We start from the raw sequence: 14,436 nt of genomic DNA, 5'->3' as shown, positions 1-14,436 counted from the left end.
GGGTTGTGTAGCGATATTCAGTATTGTTTGGCAATCTCGATCAGCTCGACCAGCTGGTCGCGCTCTGATGAGGAAGGCATGACCAACGGAGCACGCACGTTGCCCGCCGGCTTGCCGATGATATCCGCGCCCTGCTTGATCAGGCTTACGGCGTAGCCTTGCTTCCGGTCGCGCAGATCAACAAACGGAATGAAGAAGTCACGGGTAATTTTCTCGACTGTCTTGTGCTCGCCAGCCCGAAGCGCCTTATAGAATGTTGACGCCATCTCCGGCACGAAGTTGAACACCGCGGATGAATAGGTGTTAACGCCAATGGAGAGATAGGCTTCAGCGAAAATTTCAGCGGTAGGCACGCCACCAATATAGGCGAGTCGGTCGCCCACGGTCTTGACGATCTTGTTCAGCGCCTGGATATCGCCTTTACCATCCTTGAGCCCGATCAGGTTAGGACATGCATCGGCCAGCTGCTGTACAGCAGCGGCGTCCATGATGCCGTTACCGCGGTTGTAGTAGATAACGTTCAGAGAGGTACTGTCACACACGGCACGCGCATACTCGATCAGACCCTCCTGAGGGCACTCGGTAAGGTAGGGAGGCATCAGGAGAATACCGTCGGCCCCCGCCTCTTCGGCAATTTTTGCCTGGGCCTTGGCTTGTTCGATGCTCTGCCCTGCGCTTGCGATGATGGGCAACTGGCCGCCAATGGTGTCTACCGCCGTCGTTACCACGTCGCGGAAATCTTCAAGCGACAGGCTGAAAAACTCGCCCGTGCCACCGGCCACGAATACCGCTGAAATTTCGTGACTGACGAACCATTTAAGACGTCCCTGATAGCTTTCGCGATCAAAACGCCCTTGGCTGTCGAAATCGGTGATCGGGAAGGAGAGCAGGCCATTTGAAATGGCGGCCAATGTTTTTTCGCGTGAAAAATGCATATTTTTATTCCTGTATCATGTCTCGTTGTAATACATCACACAACTATAATGGGAAGAAGAAGCCGGATCAATATCAATTTATGCGGACCTGCCCAAACAGACAGCGCCGATACACACTTGTTACTTAACAGGCAGTGATCGACGCTGTACTGCAAGAGCTAACAACTACCTTTGCCTAGCGCTTGCCGTTGGGCTTGAGCTCTTCACCTGGCTTGAGCGAGAACAACTCATTATCGGTAGTCGAGTATCGAATGTCGCCATTTGCCATTCGATAAGCGCCTTCGGTAAAACCGCCGCCGTTAAGAAACGGTGCTACTGCCTCGGTATCGTCCCGCTGCGCCGCTTCCAATGCCAGTATCGCATAGGGGTCGATACTATCAATTTCAGCGTATTCCACCTCTTGGTCTCTTACGAAAAAGTCGTTGATACGCTTATTTTCAAGAATGTTGTCAGCGACTTTCTCGGCCAGATCCAGATAGGCCTGCTGCTGAGTCGCCTGCCATAAATCGATCAGGGCAAAAATCGTATACGGATCGCTGTTGCTGGTTTCCAGATTGACTTGCGGATTCTGACCACCCATATCGCCAATATCACCAAGCTCTCGACCTTTCGCTATTCCGCGAGTAACCCGCCATAGGTCGGCATCCTGCTCAAGTGTGTAGGCACGCGCGTATGAAAGCATGAAGTTACTGCCTGCCGTGTAGGGCTCTAAAACGGTACCCTGTTTGCCGTAGTAGCCATCACGCGGCAGCGTATAGATAGAAAGGTCCGTTCCGTCAGCAATCATGGGCCGGAAAGTATTGGTATCCTCATCGTAGGCGAACTGGGCGAAGGCCTTTAATCCATCCAATGTCCACTTCTTGAGTTCTTCACCATCGTCCCCTAATGACTCCGCTAATGCCAACTGCATCAATGGATTTTCTGAGTAGATGGTGCCGGTGCGCCCGCGCACCAGCATGTTGCCTTCCAATGCATCGGAACCAAATTCAGGGCCAAACTGGCGCTGGGCACGGTCACCGTACTTGGAGAGCGTATCGCTATCATCATCCGTTTCATCGCGCTTGAGCGGCTGAGTGAACTGATAGACGCCAAGACCTGTTTCAGGATTACGGGGCAGCACGTACTGCTCGGCAAGACGCTTGGCCCAGGTTAGCGCGCCAGGCTCGTCATTATAGTGGTAGAGCAAACCTGCCGAATAGATCAGATCATTGCCCGTGTTAAGAAAGCTCAAGCCACGGGTTGCAAAGAACGGCGGCTGCTGGGTGAAATCACTATCCCACAGCTCGCCCATTTCCAAGCCATACTCACCGTGGCGACTGGTTTCCAACGCTTCCCAATCATAGACATGGGCGTTCCAGAAGCCGCGTATAAACGCCATGGTTGCGTCCGGGTCAACCTCGAACATCAGCTCATAGTAGGGGTAGGCGTTTTTAAGCTCATGAACCATCTCTTTTTCGCTCGGTCCTTCAGGCTCAAGCGTTTTCAGATTGACGAAGCGATGCCCGCCCCAGTACAGCAACCCGCCGTCATCCTGATAGTTATCGAAGTAATAGCGTACGTTGGCTTTGGCTTGTTCTCGGTAATGCTCGTCACCGGTCAAGTTGCTTAAACCCACCAATACGCGCATTAAATTCTGCTGTGCCGAAAAATTGGAGAGCACCGCCGTACGCCCATCGGGGAACACCCACTCCAACTGCTCGCCGTTACGCGGATTGACACCGCTCGCCAGAAGCGGGGAAGGATTATCGTCGTGGTAGTGATCACTCGCTTGATCCAATACGGTGTCGGCGAAAGCCTGAACCGCCTGCAAGCGCTCGCTGTCCGCGTAAACGTTATGACTGGCCGCCAGGGTCAGTACACAGCATGTTCTAAAGGCTAAACGAAGATTCATCTCAATCACTCCGGATTAATTGAGTAGCTCTGACTCCCAACCGGCGAATAAAGCATCGGGTATGTAGTACATCATACAAATATAAAAAGAAGGTGGAGCCAGATAAATATCAAACCGCTTAGCGTGAAGACACGAGAACCGCTTGAGATAATATAAAAAGATCCAGCTACCACCCAGTCAAGAAAGAGCTTTAAAATCTATAGCTGTAAGTTAACTGAACCGCATCATTGTTTTTGCCAGCGTTGTAAGTAGCGCTATCGCGGGTTTCATCCTTACGCTTATATGTCAGCGCCAGTGTATTGGCTGTATTGATTCGGTAAGCCGCGCCGAGCTCATGCTCCCAGCGATCTCTATTGCCGGTATACATACTACCGTTATCACCGAGTACATAAGCGTAGCTGGTATTCCACGCCAAGCCGATCTGATCGGTCAATGCGTAACCGATGTACCCATCGACGCGGTTGACCCGTGAACGCGGCCCGTTGCCTTCGCTGAATGTCTGATATTCGTAGCGATAGCGGGCACCCACTCGCCAATCATCACTAAGCCGGTAATTGAGCCGAACCATAGGCCGCATGGTTTCCGAACCTGGATTGAATTTGTACTCGATTTTTGGCTGAATCGACCAGCGCTTAGCTTCATCCAGCGTGTAGGTATAGCCGAGGCCGAACAGGTTTTCCGCGAGTTCCGGCCTGCCACTGACTTCATCGCGCCAGCGGCGCTGATGCTCGAAGGCAATCCCGATATCGTTATCAAAAACGTGACCAACACCAAACTTGACCTTGTAATCCTGGTTATCTCTAAAGGTCTGTTCGTACTTGGTTGAAATGGTCGTGGAACTGGCATAAACGTCGCTGCACAGCAGTGTGGATAGTGCGGCAAGCGTGGTTATTAACGTTTTGTTTTTCATGTAATTCACCTTGATTAAAGATTTTTTTGTTGTCACGTACATGTCTGGCGTTACTGAATCATTCCTCCTATGTCATTTATGATGTATTACCTTTGAAGGGCATCGTCGATTATTGAATCAGGATGCCCTTCATTGGTGGTTATTTATAAGCAACGTTCACCTGCAGCTCGGCTTCTTTCATTGCCCGCTTGCTTGAGCGAGCAGATATCAGCATCAGAACGGCAGGGATCAGCAGCAACGCCCCGCACAGCAGCATGATGAGACGCCCATCGGTTGAGTTGGGCAGCAACGACAGCCCCATAACCATGACACTGCCAATCAGGATCAGCCGGCCCAGGATGATTTTCTGCCCATAGTCCACGGCGTCCGCGGCCGGGTCTGCATCATTACTCTCTACCGGTGTCTCCCAGCGCTGCCACATCTCTTGGCGCTCGGCCGCACGCTCGGGCGAGTGCGCTTCTGCTTTGTAGAACAGGCTGCTGAGCAGAAAGAAACCACCCGTAATCACCGCGTGGGCACCGATGGCGAAGGCGACACGGAAATCGGACCATTCGCGCGGGCTGATATCCATGCCCATGACACTGGTCACCAGTTCAGGGCTCAACCAGGCGCCGACAGCGTAGGAGACCATGCAGCCCACCGCGAGCGTTCCCCAGCCTGACCAGTCGGGTGTCTTGCGAACGATCAAGCCAAGCATGGCCGGAATGGTGATTGGAAACGTGATTAAGGCGCTAGCTGTCAGCAGGATTTCAAACAGGCTCATGCTCTTGAGCGAGTTGATGAACAGGCTGATACCGATAATGATGGCGCCAAAACAGAGCGTGACAATTCGCGATACGCGCAGCATTTCCTTCTCGGTGGCGTGGGGCTTGATGATGGAGAGATAGAAGTTACGCACGAAAAAGCCGGCATTACGATTGAGGCCAGAATCCATGGAGGACATGCTGGCGGCAAACATGGCGGCCATCAAAAGACCGAGCATGCCTGCAGGCATGTACTCGCTGACGAATGCGACGAATACCGCCTCATTGGCGCTAGCACCCAGCGCACCGAAATTATTGGCGAAATCGGGACTATAGGCGTGCATGAACCAAGCCGGAAAGAACCAGATGATCGGGCCGAGCAAGGCTAAACAAAGCGTGAACAGCGCGCCGTAGCGGGCGTTCTTACTGTTCTTGGCACACATGTAACGATAGCCGTTGAGCGTGTTATTCATCATGAAGATCTGCTTGATGATCAGCATGAACACCCAGAAGCCGAACAGCCAAGCATAGCCATAGCCGCTACCGGTCAGAAACTCGCCATCGTAGCTTGAGATGATAGTGCCGATGCTGTCGGTATTGCCCCAGGCAACGAAGAAGCAGACGAAGGTTACCGACATGATGATGAGCATCTGAACGTAGTCAGAAGCTACGACCGCCCACGCACCACCCGTTACCGACATCGCAACCACCGCGATACCTGCCAGTAAGATAACGGTTTCAAGCGGTACGTTGAACACCGCCGAGGTAATGATGGCGAGCGCGCTTAACCATGTTGCTGCCGATACCAAGCCATCGAACATACTGAACCAGATGAAGGTCTGCTCGCTGGGCTTACCGAAGCGCATCTTTAAGGCTTCAGCAGCAGTAACCACGCGCAACTGCCTGAATCTCGGTGCAAAATACACGTAGTTCAGAAAATAGCCAGCGGCGTTGGCCATGAACAAAAAGATGATCGCAAAGCCGCTCACGTAGGCCTGGGAAGCTGCCCCCGTAAAGGTCCACGCCGAGAATTGCGTCATGAAAGCGGTTGAGCCGACCAGCCACCACAGCATGTTACCGCCGCCGCGAAAATAGTCACTGGTATTGGCGTTAAAGTTTTTAAAGACCCAACCAATGACCACCAGAAAGACAAGATAAATCAATATTACCCAGACATCGACGCTCATAAGAACCCCTTATTACTTTATTATTGGAATATCGGCATTGCCGAATAGTGTTAAAGCTGGCGTTTTGTATATACGCGGTGAACTAACCCCATCCGATAGCTAAATCAATAGCTCTCTGAAGTATTGTTCTTGATGTAATCAAAATTGATGCTTTCACCCAAACCCGGGCGATCCGGCAGATGAACGAAGCCTTGTGCATCCATTTCATCGACAATGGCATTCAAGTAAGCAGGCGCTTCGTCGTAATCCATATGTGGGTGCAGCAGGCCGCGCTCGTACCACTGACAATTGGTAATCGCGCCCACGACTGCCAAGTTTGGCGCACCGTTACCGTGAATTTCGCAGTCCATACCGAACGCTTCGGCCAGGTGTGCCGTCTTGATGCAAGGTGTGATACCCCCGCCGTTGGCTACACCAGCGCGCAGGATGTCGCAGGCATTGTGCTGAACCCAACTGGCACGGCTTTGATGTTTGCCGCCAATGGTTTCCGGGCCGATAACCGGTACATCCACTTGTTGGGTCAGCCAGCGGTAGGACTCCATGGAATCTTCGGGCATCGGCTCTTCGAACCAGGCGAAGTCCAGACGCGAAAGCGCGCGGCCGATCTTCAGGGCATCGAGGCGGTTGTACCAGTGGTAGCCGTCCAGCATCAGCGCGATATTAGGGCCTACCGCTTCGCGAACGGCCTCGCAGGCGCGAATGTCCATCTCGACACTGGGTGCGAAGCTTACCGGCGGCATCCAGGTATGCAGCTTGATGCCTTGATAGCCGCGCGCGACCAGGTCTTCTGCAAACTGGGCGTACTCCTCGGGCGTGGAGAGACCACCTTTTGTTTCGTCACCGCACATGGTGCTGGCATAGGCTTTCACCTTGTTACGTGCGCCGCCCAGCAGTTGGTAGACAGGCACGTTCAACTGACGGCCGGCCAGATCCCAAATCGCCTGATCGAGAACCGCCATGGCACGGTCGGTGAGCTGCGCTCCACTGCCCCGCTGACGTAACCAAAGGTCCTGCCAGATAAGTTCCCGCGCATGCACAGGCTTACCGATGGCTGCCTTTTTGAAGTAGTTTTCAACGATGTAAGGGCGGATCAATTCCTGAGGTGCGAAAGCGTAGCCCGTGGCGCCGTCTTCGGCGGCGACAGAAAGCATGGCAATGTAGGCATCACTGGGTTTACCGGCATGAGCATGGCCTGCGCTGTCACGTCCCACCTTGGTTTCATAGCGGATAACGTCTACGGATATGGATTCAATTTTCATCGTACCTTGGCCCCTCGTATGTCGCGTATTTTTAAATTTGGCATGACCCCTTAAGGTCATACATAATATGTTTAATACTAGAGAAACGCATTGCTGGCAACAATATAGACAATGGTATGAAGTTACCAAGACGGTTGATCAGCAGGAATAATGATTATAAGAGTATTGTTTCAAGCTAAATACAGGACAGCCAACGTGGACTTGAAAGCCCCGAAGACCGATGAAAAGCAATTGCTATATGTAGGCTGCGCGCTAAGTGGAGAGCTCTATACTGCCAGTCTATCGCTTGCAAATGGAGCGCTTGAATACGTGACACACCTGCGCCTGCCAGGACTTACAAAACCGGGTGGCGCCATGCCACTTGCCCTGTCGCGCACGCGAAATACGCTTTATGCCGTTTCCCGCGGTGAACCATTTTTTATCGCCAGTTTCACGATTGATCCACAAGGTGGCTTGCAGCATTTGAGCAATACGCCGATTGATACCAACCTAGCCTATATCCAGACAACCACTGAGGACACGCACCTACTAAGCGCCTCGTTTATCGATCATCACGTCAGCGTTTTTGACATACAGCAGGATCAATGTATAGCGGCTCAAGCGCACCAGATCCAGGAAATCATGAATGCGCATATGCTCTGCATGGCGCCAGATGACAATACCGTGCTAGCAACGGGCCTTGGTAAAGACGTTATATATCAGTGGCAATGGGAAGCGCAGCCCCCTAGTGGCGATACGTCGTTTTCAGTTCGGCTAGTTGATGAACTTAAGATTTCAGAAGGCACAGGGCCAAGACATATCACCTATCACCCTACCCGGCCTATTGCTTATATCATTGGCGAGCGTAATGGGGCCGTTAACGTCATCCGCTATGACGCGAAAGGCCTAAGTCATATGCAAACGGCCTACTTGCCGGATCAACAAGAGGTGTTTCAGGCAGCAGACATCCATATAGCGCCTGATGGTCGTTTTCTTTATGCCTCTGAAAAAGCCACCTCGACACTACACTTATTTAAAGTGCAACCAGATGGTGCAATCCTCTTTGAAAAGCATTTCGACACAGAAAATCGCCCCCGCGGCTTTGCGATTACCGCCTGTGGTCACTATCTCGTAGCTGCCGGGCAATTCTCTCATCATATTGCGAGCTATCGAATAGACAAGGAAACCGGCTATCTACAGTTAATCGATCGCCTATCAGTGGGTCAGAGCCCGGACTGGATCGAAATACGTTAAAGGCTCAATCTATGCCTTCAATTAACACTGTCATACTTTTAGCTAATTTTTAGCAAAAAACATACTATGTATTATCTTTAAACGCATTAACATGGTCACTGCCCTAGCCCGGGGCTCGGCCAGTCGTTCAAGAATAATCACAAAGACTATAAGGTTGATTCATGAGAAAGATAGCTACGCTCGCCTTGACCGTCATGACGCCCGCTATGGGCATTTCACTGGTACAAGCTGATGACACCTCCGAACTCATCTGGCAGAGCATTACCTTTGGCCAGTCAACGGATCTGAATTTCGGCTCCACGATTCTGCCTGAAAAAGCGGGCACCAATGAGGTAACTCACGACGGTGAACCAGTTACCTCGGGCTCCCTGCTCGAGCACGTGACGATCGAGAGCCGGGGCGGAAAGCTCGCTAACTCTCATGAAGGCGGCACCTTCTATTACACCACCCTGCCGACCGACAAGAACTTCGTGCTCACGGCCACGCTTACACTAGAGCAGCTTGGGCCGGAAACCGGCGCGACACCCAACCGCCAGGAAGGCGCTGGTATTATCGTACGTGACGTGATGGGCGCCCCGCGTGCCAATCCCCAGCCTGTTGGTCATGAAGAGTTTCCCGCTGCCTCCAATATGGTCATGAACCTACTGCGCTCGCACACCCGCGAAAACGACGGGCTAGCCAACGCAACGGCGGTATACCGTGAAGGCATCCAGGACCCTTGGGGGAATCCGGGTAACCTGCTGAGCCAAAAAGATTACCGAGAAGGTATTGCTCACGGCGCTGACCACACCTACCGGATGAGTCTTTCTCGCAGTGATGAGCATTTCAGCGTCACTGTAGAAGACGGCGATGAGACCTACCGCCATGAGCTGAGCGAAGCACCCGCCAACCTGGTCGAGGTGCAGGAACCGGAGCATCAGTACGTAGGCTTTTTTGCCGCGCGCAACGCCCGGCTCAGCGTTTCCGATATCTCCATCGAGCTTTCCGATGCCGATACTCGGCAAGACGAAGCCTATCAGGCGCCCGAAATGCCGCTCGTCTGGTCACTCGCCTCACCCGATGTGGTAACTACGCCCGACTATACGCTGCAGACACTGGCCAACTACGCAGGTACTTTCAGTATAACCCGGGATGGCGAGACACTTGGTGAGGCGCAGGAGGTAGAAGCCGGCCATTTGTTTCGTTTTCCGCTCGAAGTTAGCGAGCGCACCGAGCTGGACGTTACCTTCACGCCTTCGGAAGGGCCGGAAACTCAGGCCCAGCACACGACGCTGACGCTTGAACCAATGAGTGTCGCAGACCCCTATAATCTTCACGCATCGCCGGATGGGCGTGCAGGGCAGCCAGGCGACCTGGAGAACCCGCTGGATCTGGAATCGGCAATCGCTCTGGTCGCACCGGGCGGCACCGTCCATCTGGCCAGCGGCGAATATGGTGCAATTGAAATTCCGCTGAGCGCCAGCGGGGCGCCGGATGCGTTGAAACGCCTTTCCGGAGAAGATGCCGAGGTACGCTTTACCGGCATGGTGTCGCACAACGCCTACTACTGGCAGCTGGATCACTTGGAAGTTGCCGGTGAGCGCTTGGTCGTGCACGGCAGCCACAACGTATTCGAGCATATCGTTACCCACAGCGCGCCGGATACAGGCTTTCAAATCACCTCGCCGGATAACGTGGGCCGCCCCCTGTGGGCCAGTCACAACACGGTGCGCTATAGCGAAAGCTACAACAACGAGGACGCATCCGGCATCAACGCCGACGGCTTTGCGGCCAAGATGCGTATCGGCGAAGGCAACTCATTCGACCACAGCCTCTCACACCACAATATCGACGATGGTTGGGACCTGTTCAACAAGGTAGAAGATGGCCCCAACGGCGCCGTAAGCATTACCAACTCCATTGCGTTCAACAACGGTCAGACCTTTGACACAGAGCCGACTGGCGGCAACCTGGGTAATGGTTTCAAGCTGGGCGGTGAAGGCCTTCCCGTTGCCCACACGGTGAAGGGCAACCTTTCGTTCAACAACGGCATGGATGGCTTCACCGACAACTTCAACTCGGGCGCTTTGTCGATCATCAATAACGTGGCCATCGACAACAAGCGTTTCAACTTCATTGTCCGTCAGAGCCCTTATGGCGATCAGATGGAATCCGCCATGCTCACTGGCAACGTATCGCTTCACCTGGAGAGCGAAAGCGATTATTTGGACAGTGTTCATGGTGATATCAGTGATGATAACTGGTTCATCCAGGACGAAGACACAACGCCCGTCTCGTCGCCCTACGACGAAGAAACACTGAGTGCTATTAGGGCGCTTCTTCAACAGCCAGCCAGCACAGAAAGCGAGCGTCGGGACCAGGCACTGGCTCTGCAAAAACTGGTATTCGAGTAAGCAAGGTTGGGGGCTGAGTGCTTGAGGTGATATGTAGCCTCAAGCACTCTTTTTTATGCACTGGATATTGGAGGGCAGCGTGCTTGGACAACTTCCACATAACTGACAATACGAGTCGTTAACGATGCACAAGCTAACAATAATGACATCCGTCGAGCTCCGCGCTAACCCTGTACGACTTGATGAATACTGGAGCTTTCATGGCCGAGACACTACAGCATGAAGCGGTGCTGCCTCTGTGGGACGAGCGCCCTGAAGGCACGCCAAACGACCTGGCCCCCGTGGTGAAAGAGCGCTCGAGCAACCTGTTCCGCACAGATCGCGCGCTTACCGGCATTGTCGACCCCAGTATCACCGCATGGGTCCCGGAGCATCCCAATGGTACTTCCATCATTATCGCCCCGGGCGGCTCTTATCGGCGGGTAGTATTGGACAAGGAGGGTATTGAAATTGCCAAGGCGCTGGCACCGCTAGGGGTTACCAGCTTTCTTTTGAGCTATCGCCTGCCTGGCGAAGGACATGACAACCGCGCTGATGCGCCGCTAGCGGATGCACAGCGAGCGATGCGCCTGGTACGCGGACGCGCCGAGGAGTGGGGTCTGGATCCTGGCCGGATCGGCTTTCTGGGATTTTCAGCGGCGGGACACCTTGGAGCCTCACTTGCCACGGCATACGCAAGACAAACTTATCAGGTCGATAGCGACGAGCAGGCTATCTCGGCACGGCCAGATTTTGTCGCGCTGGTTTACCCGGTCATCACCATGCAGGATGAAGGCGTTCACGTAGGCTCACGCGCTGCCCTTCTGGGCGATAGCCCTACGCTGCAACAAAAGCGCGACTCTTCCCCTGAAGAGTACGTTGACGCCGATGCACCTGAAACGTTTCTGGTACTGGCCGACGACGATCCTTCCGTGCCGCCTGCAAACGCCGTGGCGTTTTACAGCGCGCTTCACGCAACGGGAGTGAAGGCCGAACTGCACATTTTCCGTGACGGTGGACACGGCTTTGGCATCGCGGGTGCCCAGAACAAGCCGGTGGCCGGCTGGGCTGGCCTGTTAGCCCAGTGGATGATGCAGGTAGGCGTCATGTCGGGGGAAGAGCAATGAAAAGAGTACTGTTAGCGACACTACTGCTTGCCGCCAGCCAAGCTGACGCAATAGAAAATAGAGGCGTAACAGAAGATAATCTGCCGAATTTCTTTGAAGCATTAAAAGATCGTATGACGTTTCCATTGGCTTATGACGGTGGCGATCCAGCCGCCTGGCGCGAGCGGGTGCTTGCGCAGGTGAGTTCGCTGATCCTCCCCTATGATGCCACGCGCCCCTACCAAGCGGAGGTCATTGACGCAGTCGACCGTGGCACTTATACCGCTCAGCGTATTGCCTTCAACATCACCGATGAAAGCCGTGTAACGGCGCTGCTGTTGATCCCCGAGGGCGAAGGCCCGTTTCCTTCGGCGCTGATGCTGCATGACCATGGTTCACGCTTCGATATTGGCAAGGAGAAATGGATCAGCCCCTGGTACGACACCGACCGGCTGGCCTCGGCTACCGAGTGGTCGGATAAGTACTTTTCGGGTCGATTTCCCGGCGATGAACTGGCACAACGCGGCTATGTCGTACTGGCTACCAATGCACTTGGCTGGGGGGACAGGCAAGGCAACGGCTACGAAGCGCAGCAGGCGCTGGCTGCCAACCTCTTTAACCTGGGGTCATCCATGGCAGGGCTGATGGCGCTTGAGGATATACGGGCATCGGAGTTTCTCGCCAGCCTGCCGGAAACCGACCCGGAGAAGGTGACGGCAGTTGGTTTTTCCATGGGGGCGTTCAGAGCCTGGCAAGTGGCAGCACTTTCACCATTTATCAGCGCAAGCGTAGCCAACGGCTGGATGGCGGAAAGCAAGACCCTGATGGTACCGGGCAATAATCAATTGCGCGGCCAGTCAGCGTTTACCATGCTTCACCCGGGGCTTCTCAGTCTGGTTGACTTTCCTGATGTAGCGGCCCTGGCAGCACCCAACCCCATGCTGGTTTACGTTGGTGAAGAGGATCCGCTATTCCCGGCCAGCGGCGTACAGGCGGCGATGACCAAAATGCAGACGGTGTGGGATGCCTATGGATCGGATACCTCTCTGACTACCCGGCTCTGGGAAGGCAAAGCGCATACCTTTACAGGCGATATGCAGGATGCTGCTTTCGATTGGCTGGACGAGCAAGTGAGATAGGAGCCGAATCAACGCGGCAGGGATGAAAGGCGGGAAGCAACCCCGCCTTTAAAGGGAGTTCAGCCCCCCTACTCACGGCTAAACGCATGCTGCAAAAGCGATTGTGTATAGGCGTGGGTAGCGTTTCCCTCAACTAGATCTTCTCTTGTTACCACTTCGACGACTTCCCCGGCCTTCATGACGGCGACGCGCTCGCAAAGATGCGCGATGACGCCAAGATCGTGAGATACCATCAGATAAGTCAACTGGCGGCGTTGGTGCAGGCTTGCCAGCAAATTGAGTATCTCGGCCTGAACCGACACATCCAGCGCTGAGGTCGGTTCATCGAGCAAAATGATATCCGGGTCCAGGATGATGGCTCGAGCGATGGCCACCCGCTGCCGCTGGCCGCCCGAGAGCTGGTGGGGGTAACGGGGCAGAAACGACTCATCGAGCCCGACGTCCTTGAGCGCCTTGTGGATGCGCTCGGCCTTGTCAGGCAGGCCTTTGATGGCCAGAGGCTCATTGAGTATCTTGCGAATGGTATGCCGTGGATGCAATGCGCCATAGGGGTCCTGAAATACCATCTGCATGGTATTGCTGCGCTCCTTGAGCGACGTATCCGCAATTGATTTTCCCTGAACGGCGATGGTCCCGTCCCAGCCTTTGAACTGGCCCGCCAGGCACTTCAGAATGCTCGTCTTGCCAGAGCCCGACTCGCCAACCAAGCCAAAGCACTCCCCTTTGGCCACATGAATATTGATGTCGTTCAAGATGCGCTTGGACTTGCTGGCACCCGGCATGTCGAATGAAAGTGACTCGATGGCAATCATGTCGTGTAATCCTGAGTAAGCCAATTCTGGTCGCGCGTCATTACCGGCAAGATGTCACGGCGGTGCCTGAGACTGGGCAGCGACTCCATCAGTCCGCGCGTATAGGGATGCGATGCGTTGGAAAGCTCGTCCGCCCTGATGGACTCCACGATGCGGCCACCGTACATGACCAGCACGCGATCACAGAATTTCTTCACCAGGTTAAGATCATGGCTAATAAAGATCAGGCTGATATTCTTCTTCTCGATTAGCCGGGTGAGTATATCGAGCACATCCTGCTGAACCGACACATCAAGTGCGGACGTCGGCTCATCGGCGATAATGATATCGGGCTCGGGGATGACCATCATGGCAATCATGATGCGCTGCCCCATGCCTCCGGATATCTCATGCGGATACTGGCTATAGACGTGCTCAGGATCCGCAATGCTCACTTCCTGCAACATCTCGAGCGCCGCCTGCTTGGCTTTACGCCTGCTGATATGGCGGTGCACGCTGAGCGCCTCGGCTATCTGCTCGCCGACGGTCATCACCGGGTTCAGCGAAAATTTGGGATCCTGCATGATCATCGAAATATGCTGCCCGCGGATAGCGCGGATGGCTTTTTCGTTACAGGCGAGAAGGTCGGTTTCCCCAAACCGGAGCAAGTCGGCGGTTACCAGCGTAGAAGGCGGGTTCAAGCGCAGGATCGCTTTACCCACGGTGGATTTTCCCGAACCGGACTCCCCCACTATCGCCAGTTTCTCGTTGGTGAGTGTAAAAGATACATCCCGAACCGCCTGCTTGATGCCCTCATCGGTGCGGAAGGTAACGTTCAGGTTTTCGATCGTTAATACATCCATGCTCATA

General features: G+C 54.1%; 11 protein-coding genes. 4 read left to right on the top strand and 7 right to left on the bottom strand.

Annotated features, from left to right (window positions below; translation table 11 throughout):
• Positions 1–17: 17 nt before the first annotated feature.
• From kdgD to ACWFVE_RS03870, 5 genes are all read right to left on the bottom strand, one after another.
• On the bottom strand, positions 18–935 hold the full coding sequence (gene kdgD / locus ACWFVE_RS03890; RefSeq protein WP_447527979.1) for a 5-dehydro-4-deoxyglucarate dehydratase: 918 nt from the start codon (positions 933–935) through the stop codon (positions 18–20).
• A 175-nt stretch (positions 936–1,110) separates the two neighbouring features.
• The gene (locus ACWFVE_RS03885; protein ID WP_447527978.1) at positions 1,111–2,826 is read right to left on the bottom strand and encodes a pectate lyase; all 1,716 of its coding nucleotides are present in this window, start codon (positions 2,824–2,826) and stop codon (positions 1,111–1,113) included.
• A 190-nt stretch (positions 2,827–3,016) separates the two neighbouring features.
• On the bottom strand, positions 3,017–3,736 hold the full coding sequence (locus ACWFVE_RS03880; RefSeq protein WP_447527977.1) for an oligogalacturonate-specific porin KdgM family protein: 720 nt from the start codon (positions 3,734–3,736) through the stop codon (positions 3,017–3,019).
• Between the two features lie 139 nt (positions 3,737–3,875).
• The gene (locus ACWFVE_RS03875; protein WP_447527976.1) at positions 3,876–5,666 is read right to left on the bottom strand and encodes a sodium:solute symporter family transporter; all 1,791 of its coding nucleotides are present in this window, start codon (positions 5,664–5,666) and stop codon (positions 3,876–3,878) included.
• A gap of 104 nt (positions 5,667–5,770) precedes the next feature.
• A complete protein-coding gene (locus tag ACWFVE_RS03870) occupies positions 5,771–6,925 on the bottom strand; it encodes a mandelate racemase family protein (protein WP_447527975.1) in 1,155 nt (384 codons plus the stop codon).
• A 195-nt stretch (positions 6,926–7,120) separates the two neighbouring features.
• Between ACWFVE_RS03870 and ACWFVE_RS03865 the strand changes: the two genes are divergently transcribed.
• From ACWFVE_RS03865 to ACWFVE_RS03850, 4 genes are all read left to right on the top strand, one after another.
• Positions 7,121–8,158, top strand: a complete 1,038-nt coding sequence (locus ACWFVE_RS03865; RefSeq protein WP_447527974.1) for a lactonase family protein — start codon at positions 7,121–7,123, stop codon at positions 8,156–8,158.
• Positions 8,159–8,319: 161 nt separating this feature from the next.
• A complete protein-coding gene (locus ACWFVE_RS03860; protein ID WP_447527973.1) occupies positions 8,320–10,551 on the top strand; it encodes a right-handed parallel beta-helix repeat-containing protein in 2,232 nt (743 codons plus the stop codon).
• 200 nt (positions 10,552–10,751) lie between these two features.
• Entirely contained in the window at positions 10,752–11,657 is a 906-nt protein-coding gene (locus ACWFVE_RS03855) for an alpha/beta hydrolase (protein ID WP_447527972.1), read from the top strand.
• Positions 11,654–12,775, top strand: coding sequence for a dienelactone hydrolase family protein (locus ACWFVE_RS03850; RefSeq protein ID WP_447527971.1), 1,122 nt, complete (start codon positions 11,654–11,656; stop codon positions 12,773–12,775). Before ACWFVE_RS03855 ends, ACWFVE_RS03850 begins: the two co-directional genes overlap by 4 nt.
• Before the next feature lie 68 nt (positions 12,776–12,843).
• On the opposite strand, the gene ACWFVE_RS03845 is transcribed toward ACWFVE_RS03850, so the two are convergent.
• Positions 12,844–13,587: an ABC transporter ATP-binding protein gene (locus tag ACWFVE_RS03845; RefSeq protein WP_447527970.1), complete on the bottom strand. Its 744-nt coding sequence runs from the start codon at positions 13,585–13,587 to the stop codon at positions 12,844–12,846.
• On the bottom strand, positions 13,584–14,435 hold the full coding sequence (locus ACWFVE_RS03840) for an ABC transporter ATP-binding protein (RefSeq protein WP_447527969.1): 852 nt from the start codon (positions 14,433–14,435) through the stop codon (positions 13,584–13,586). Before ACWFVE_RS03840 ends, ACWFVE_RS03845 begins: the two co-directional genes overlap by 4 nt.
• Position 14,436: the final 1 nt, after the last annotated feature.

The sequence above is a fragment of the Vreelandella mediterranea genome, assembly GCF_970647075.1.
The sequence above is the reverse complement of the archived record's forward strand: the minus strand, read 5'-3'. Positions and strand labels throughout refer to the sequence as shown.

Bases quoted from the DNA above. Each gene is read 5' to 3' on its own strand.
- ACWFVE_RS03840 (WP_447527969.1), bottom strand. From the start codon at position 14,435: ATGAGCATGGATGTATTAACGATCGAAAACCTGAACGTTACCTTCCGC.
- kdgD (WP_447527979.1), bottom strand. From the start codon at position 935: ATGCATTTTTCACGCGAAAAAACATTGGCCGCCATTTCAAATGGCCTG.
- ACWFVE_RS03885 (WP_447527978.1), bottom strand. From the start codon at position 2,826: ATGAATCTTCGTTTAGCCTTTAGAACATGCTGTGTACTGACCCTGGCG.
- ACWFVE_RS03875 (WP_447527976.1), bottom strand. From the start codon at position 5,666: ATGAGCGTCGATGTCTGGGTAATATTGATTTATCTTGTCTTTCTGGTG.
- ACWFVE_RS03850 (WP_447527971.1), top strand. From the start codon at position 11,654: ATGAAAAGAGTACTGTTAGCGACACTACTGCTTGCCGCCAGCCAAGCT.
- ACWFVE_RS03860 (WP_447527973.1), top strand. From the start codon at position 8,320: ATGAGAAAGATAGCTACGCTCGCCTTGACCGTCATGACGCCCGCTATG.
- ACWFVE_RS03880 (WP_447527977.1), bottom strand. From the start codon at position 3,736: ATGAAAAACAAAACGTTAATAACCACGCTTGCCGCACTATCCACACTG.
- ACWFVE_RS03855 (WP_447527972.1), top strand. From the start codon at position 10,752: ATGGCCGAGACACTACAGCATGAAGCGGTGCTGCCTCTGTGGGACGAG.
- ACWFVE_RS03845 (WP_447527970.1), bottom strand. From the start codon at position 13,587: ATGATTGCCATCGAGTCACTTTCATTCGACATGCCGGGTGCCAGCAAG.
- ACWFVE_RS03870 (WP_447527975.1), bottom strand. From the start codon at position 6,925: ATGAAAATTGAATCCATATCCGTAGACGTTATCCGCTATGAAACCAAG.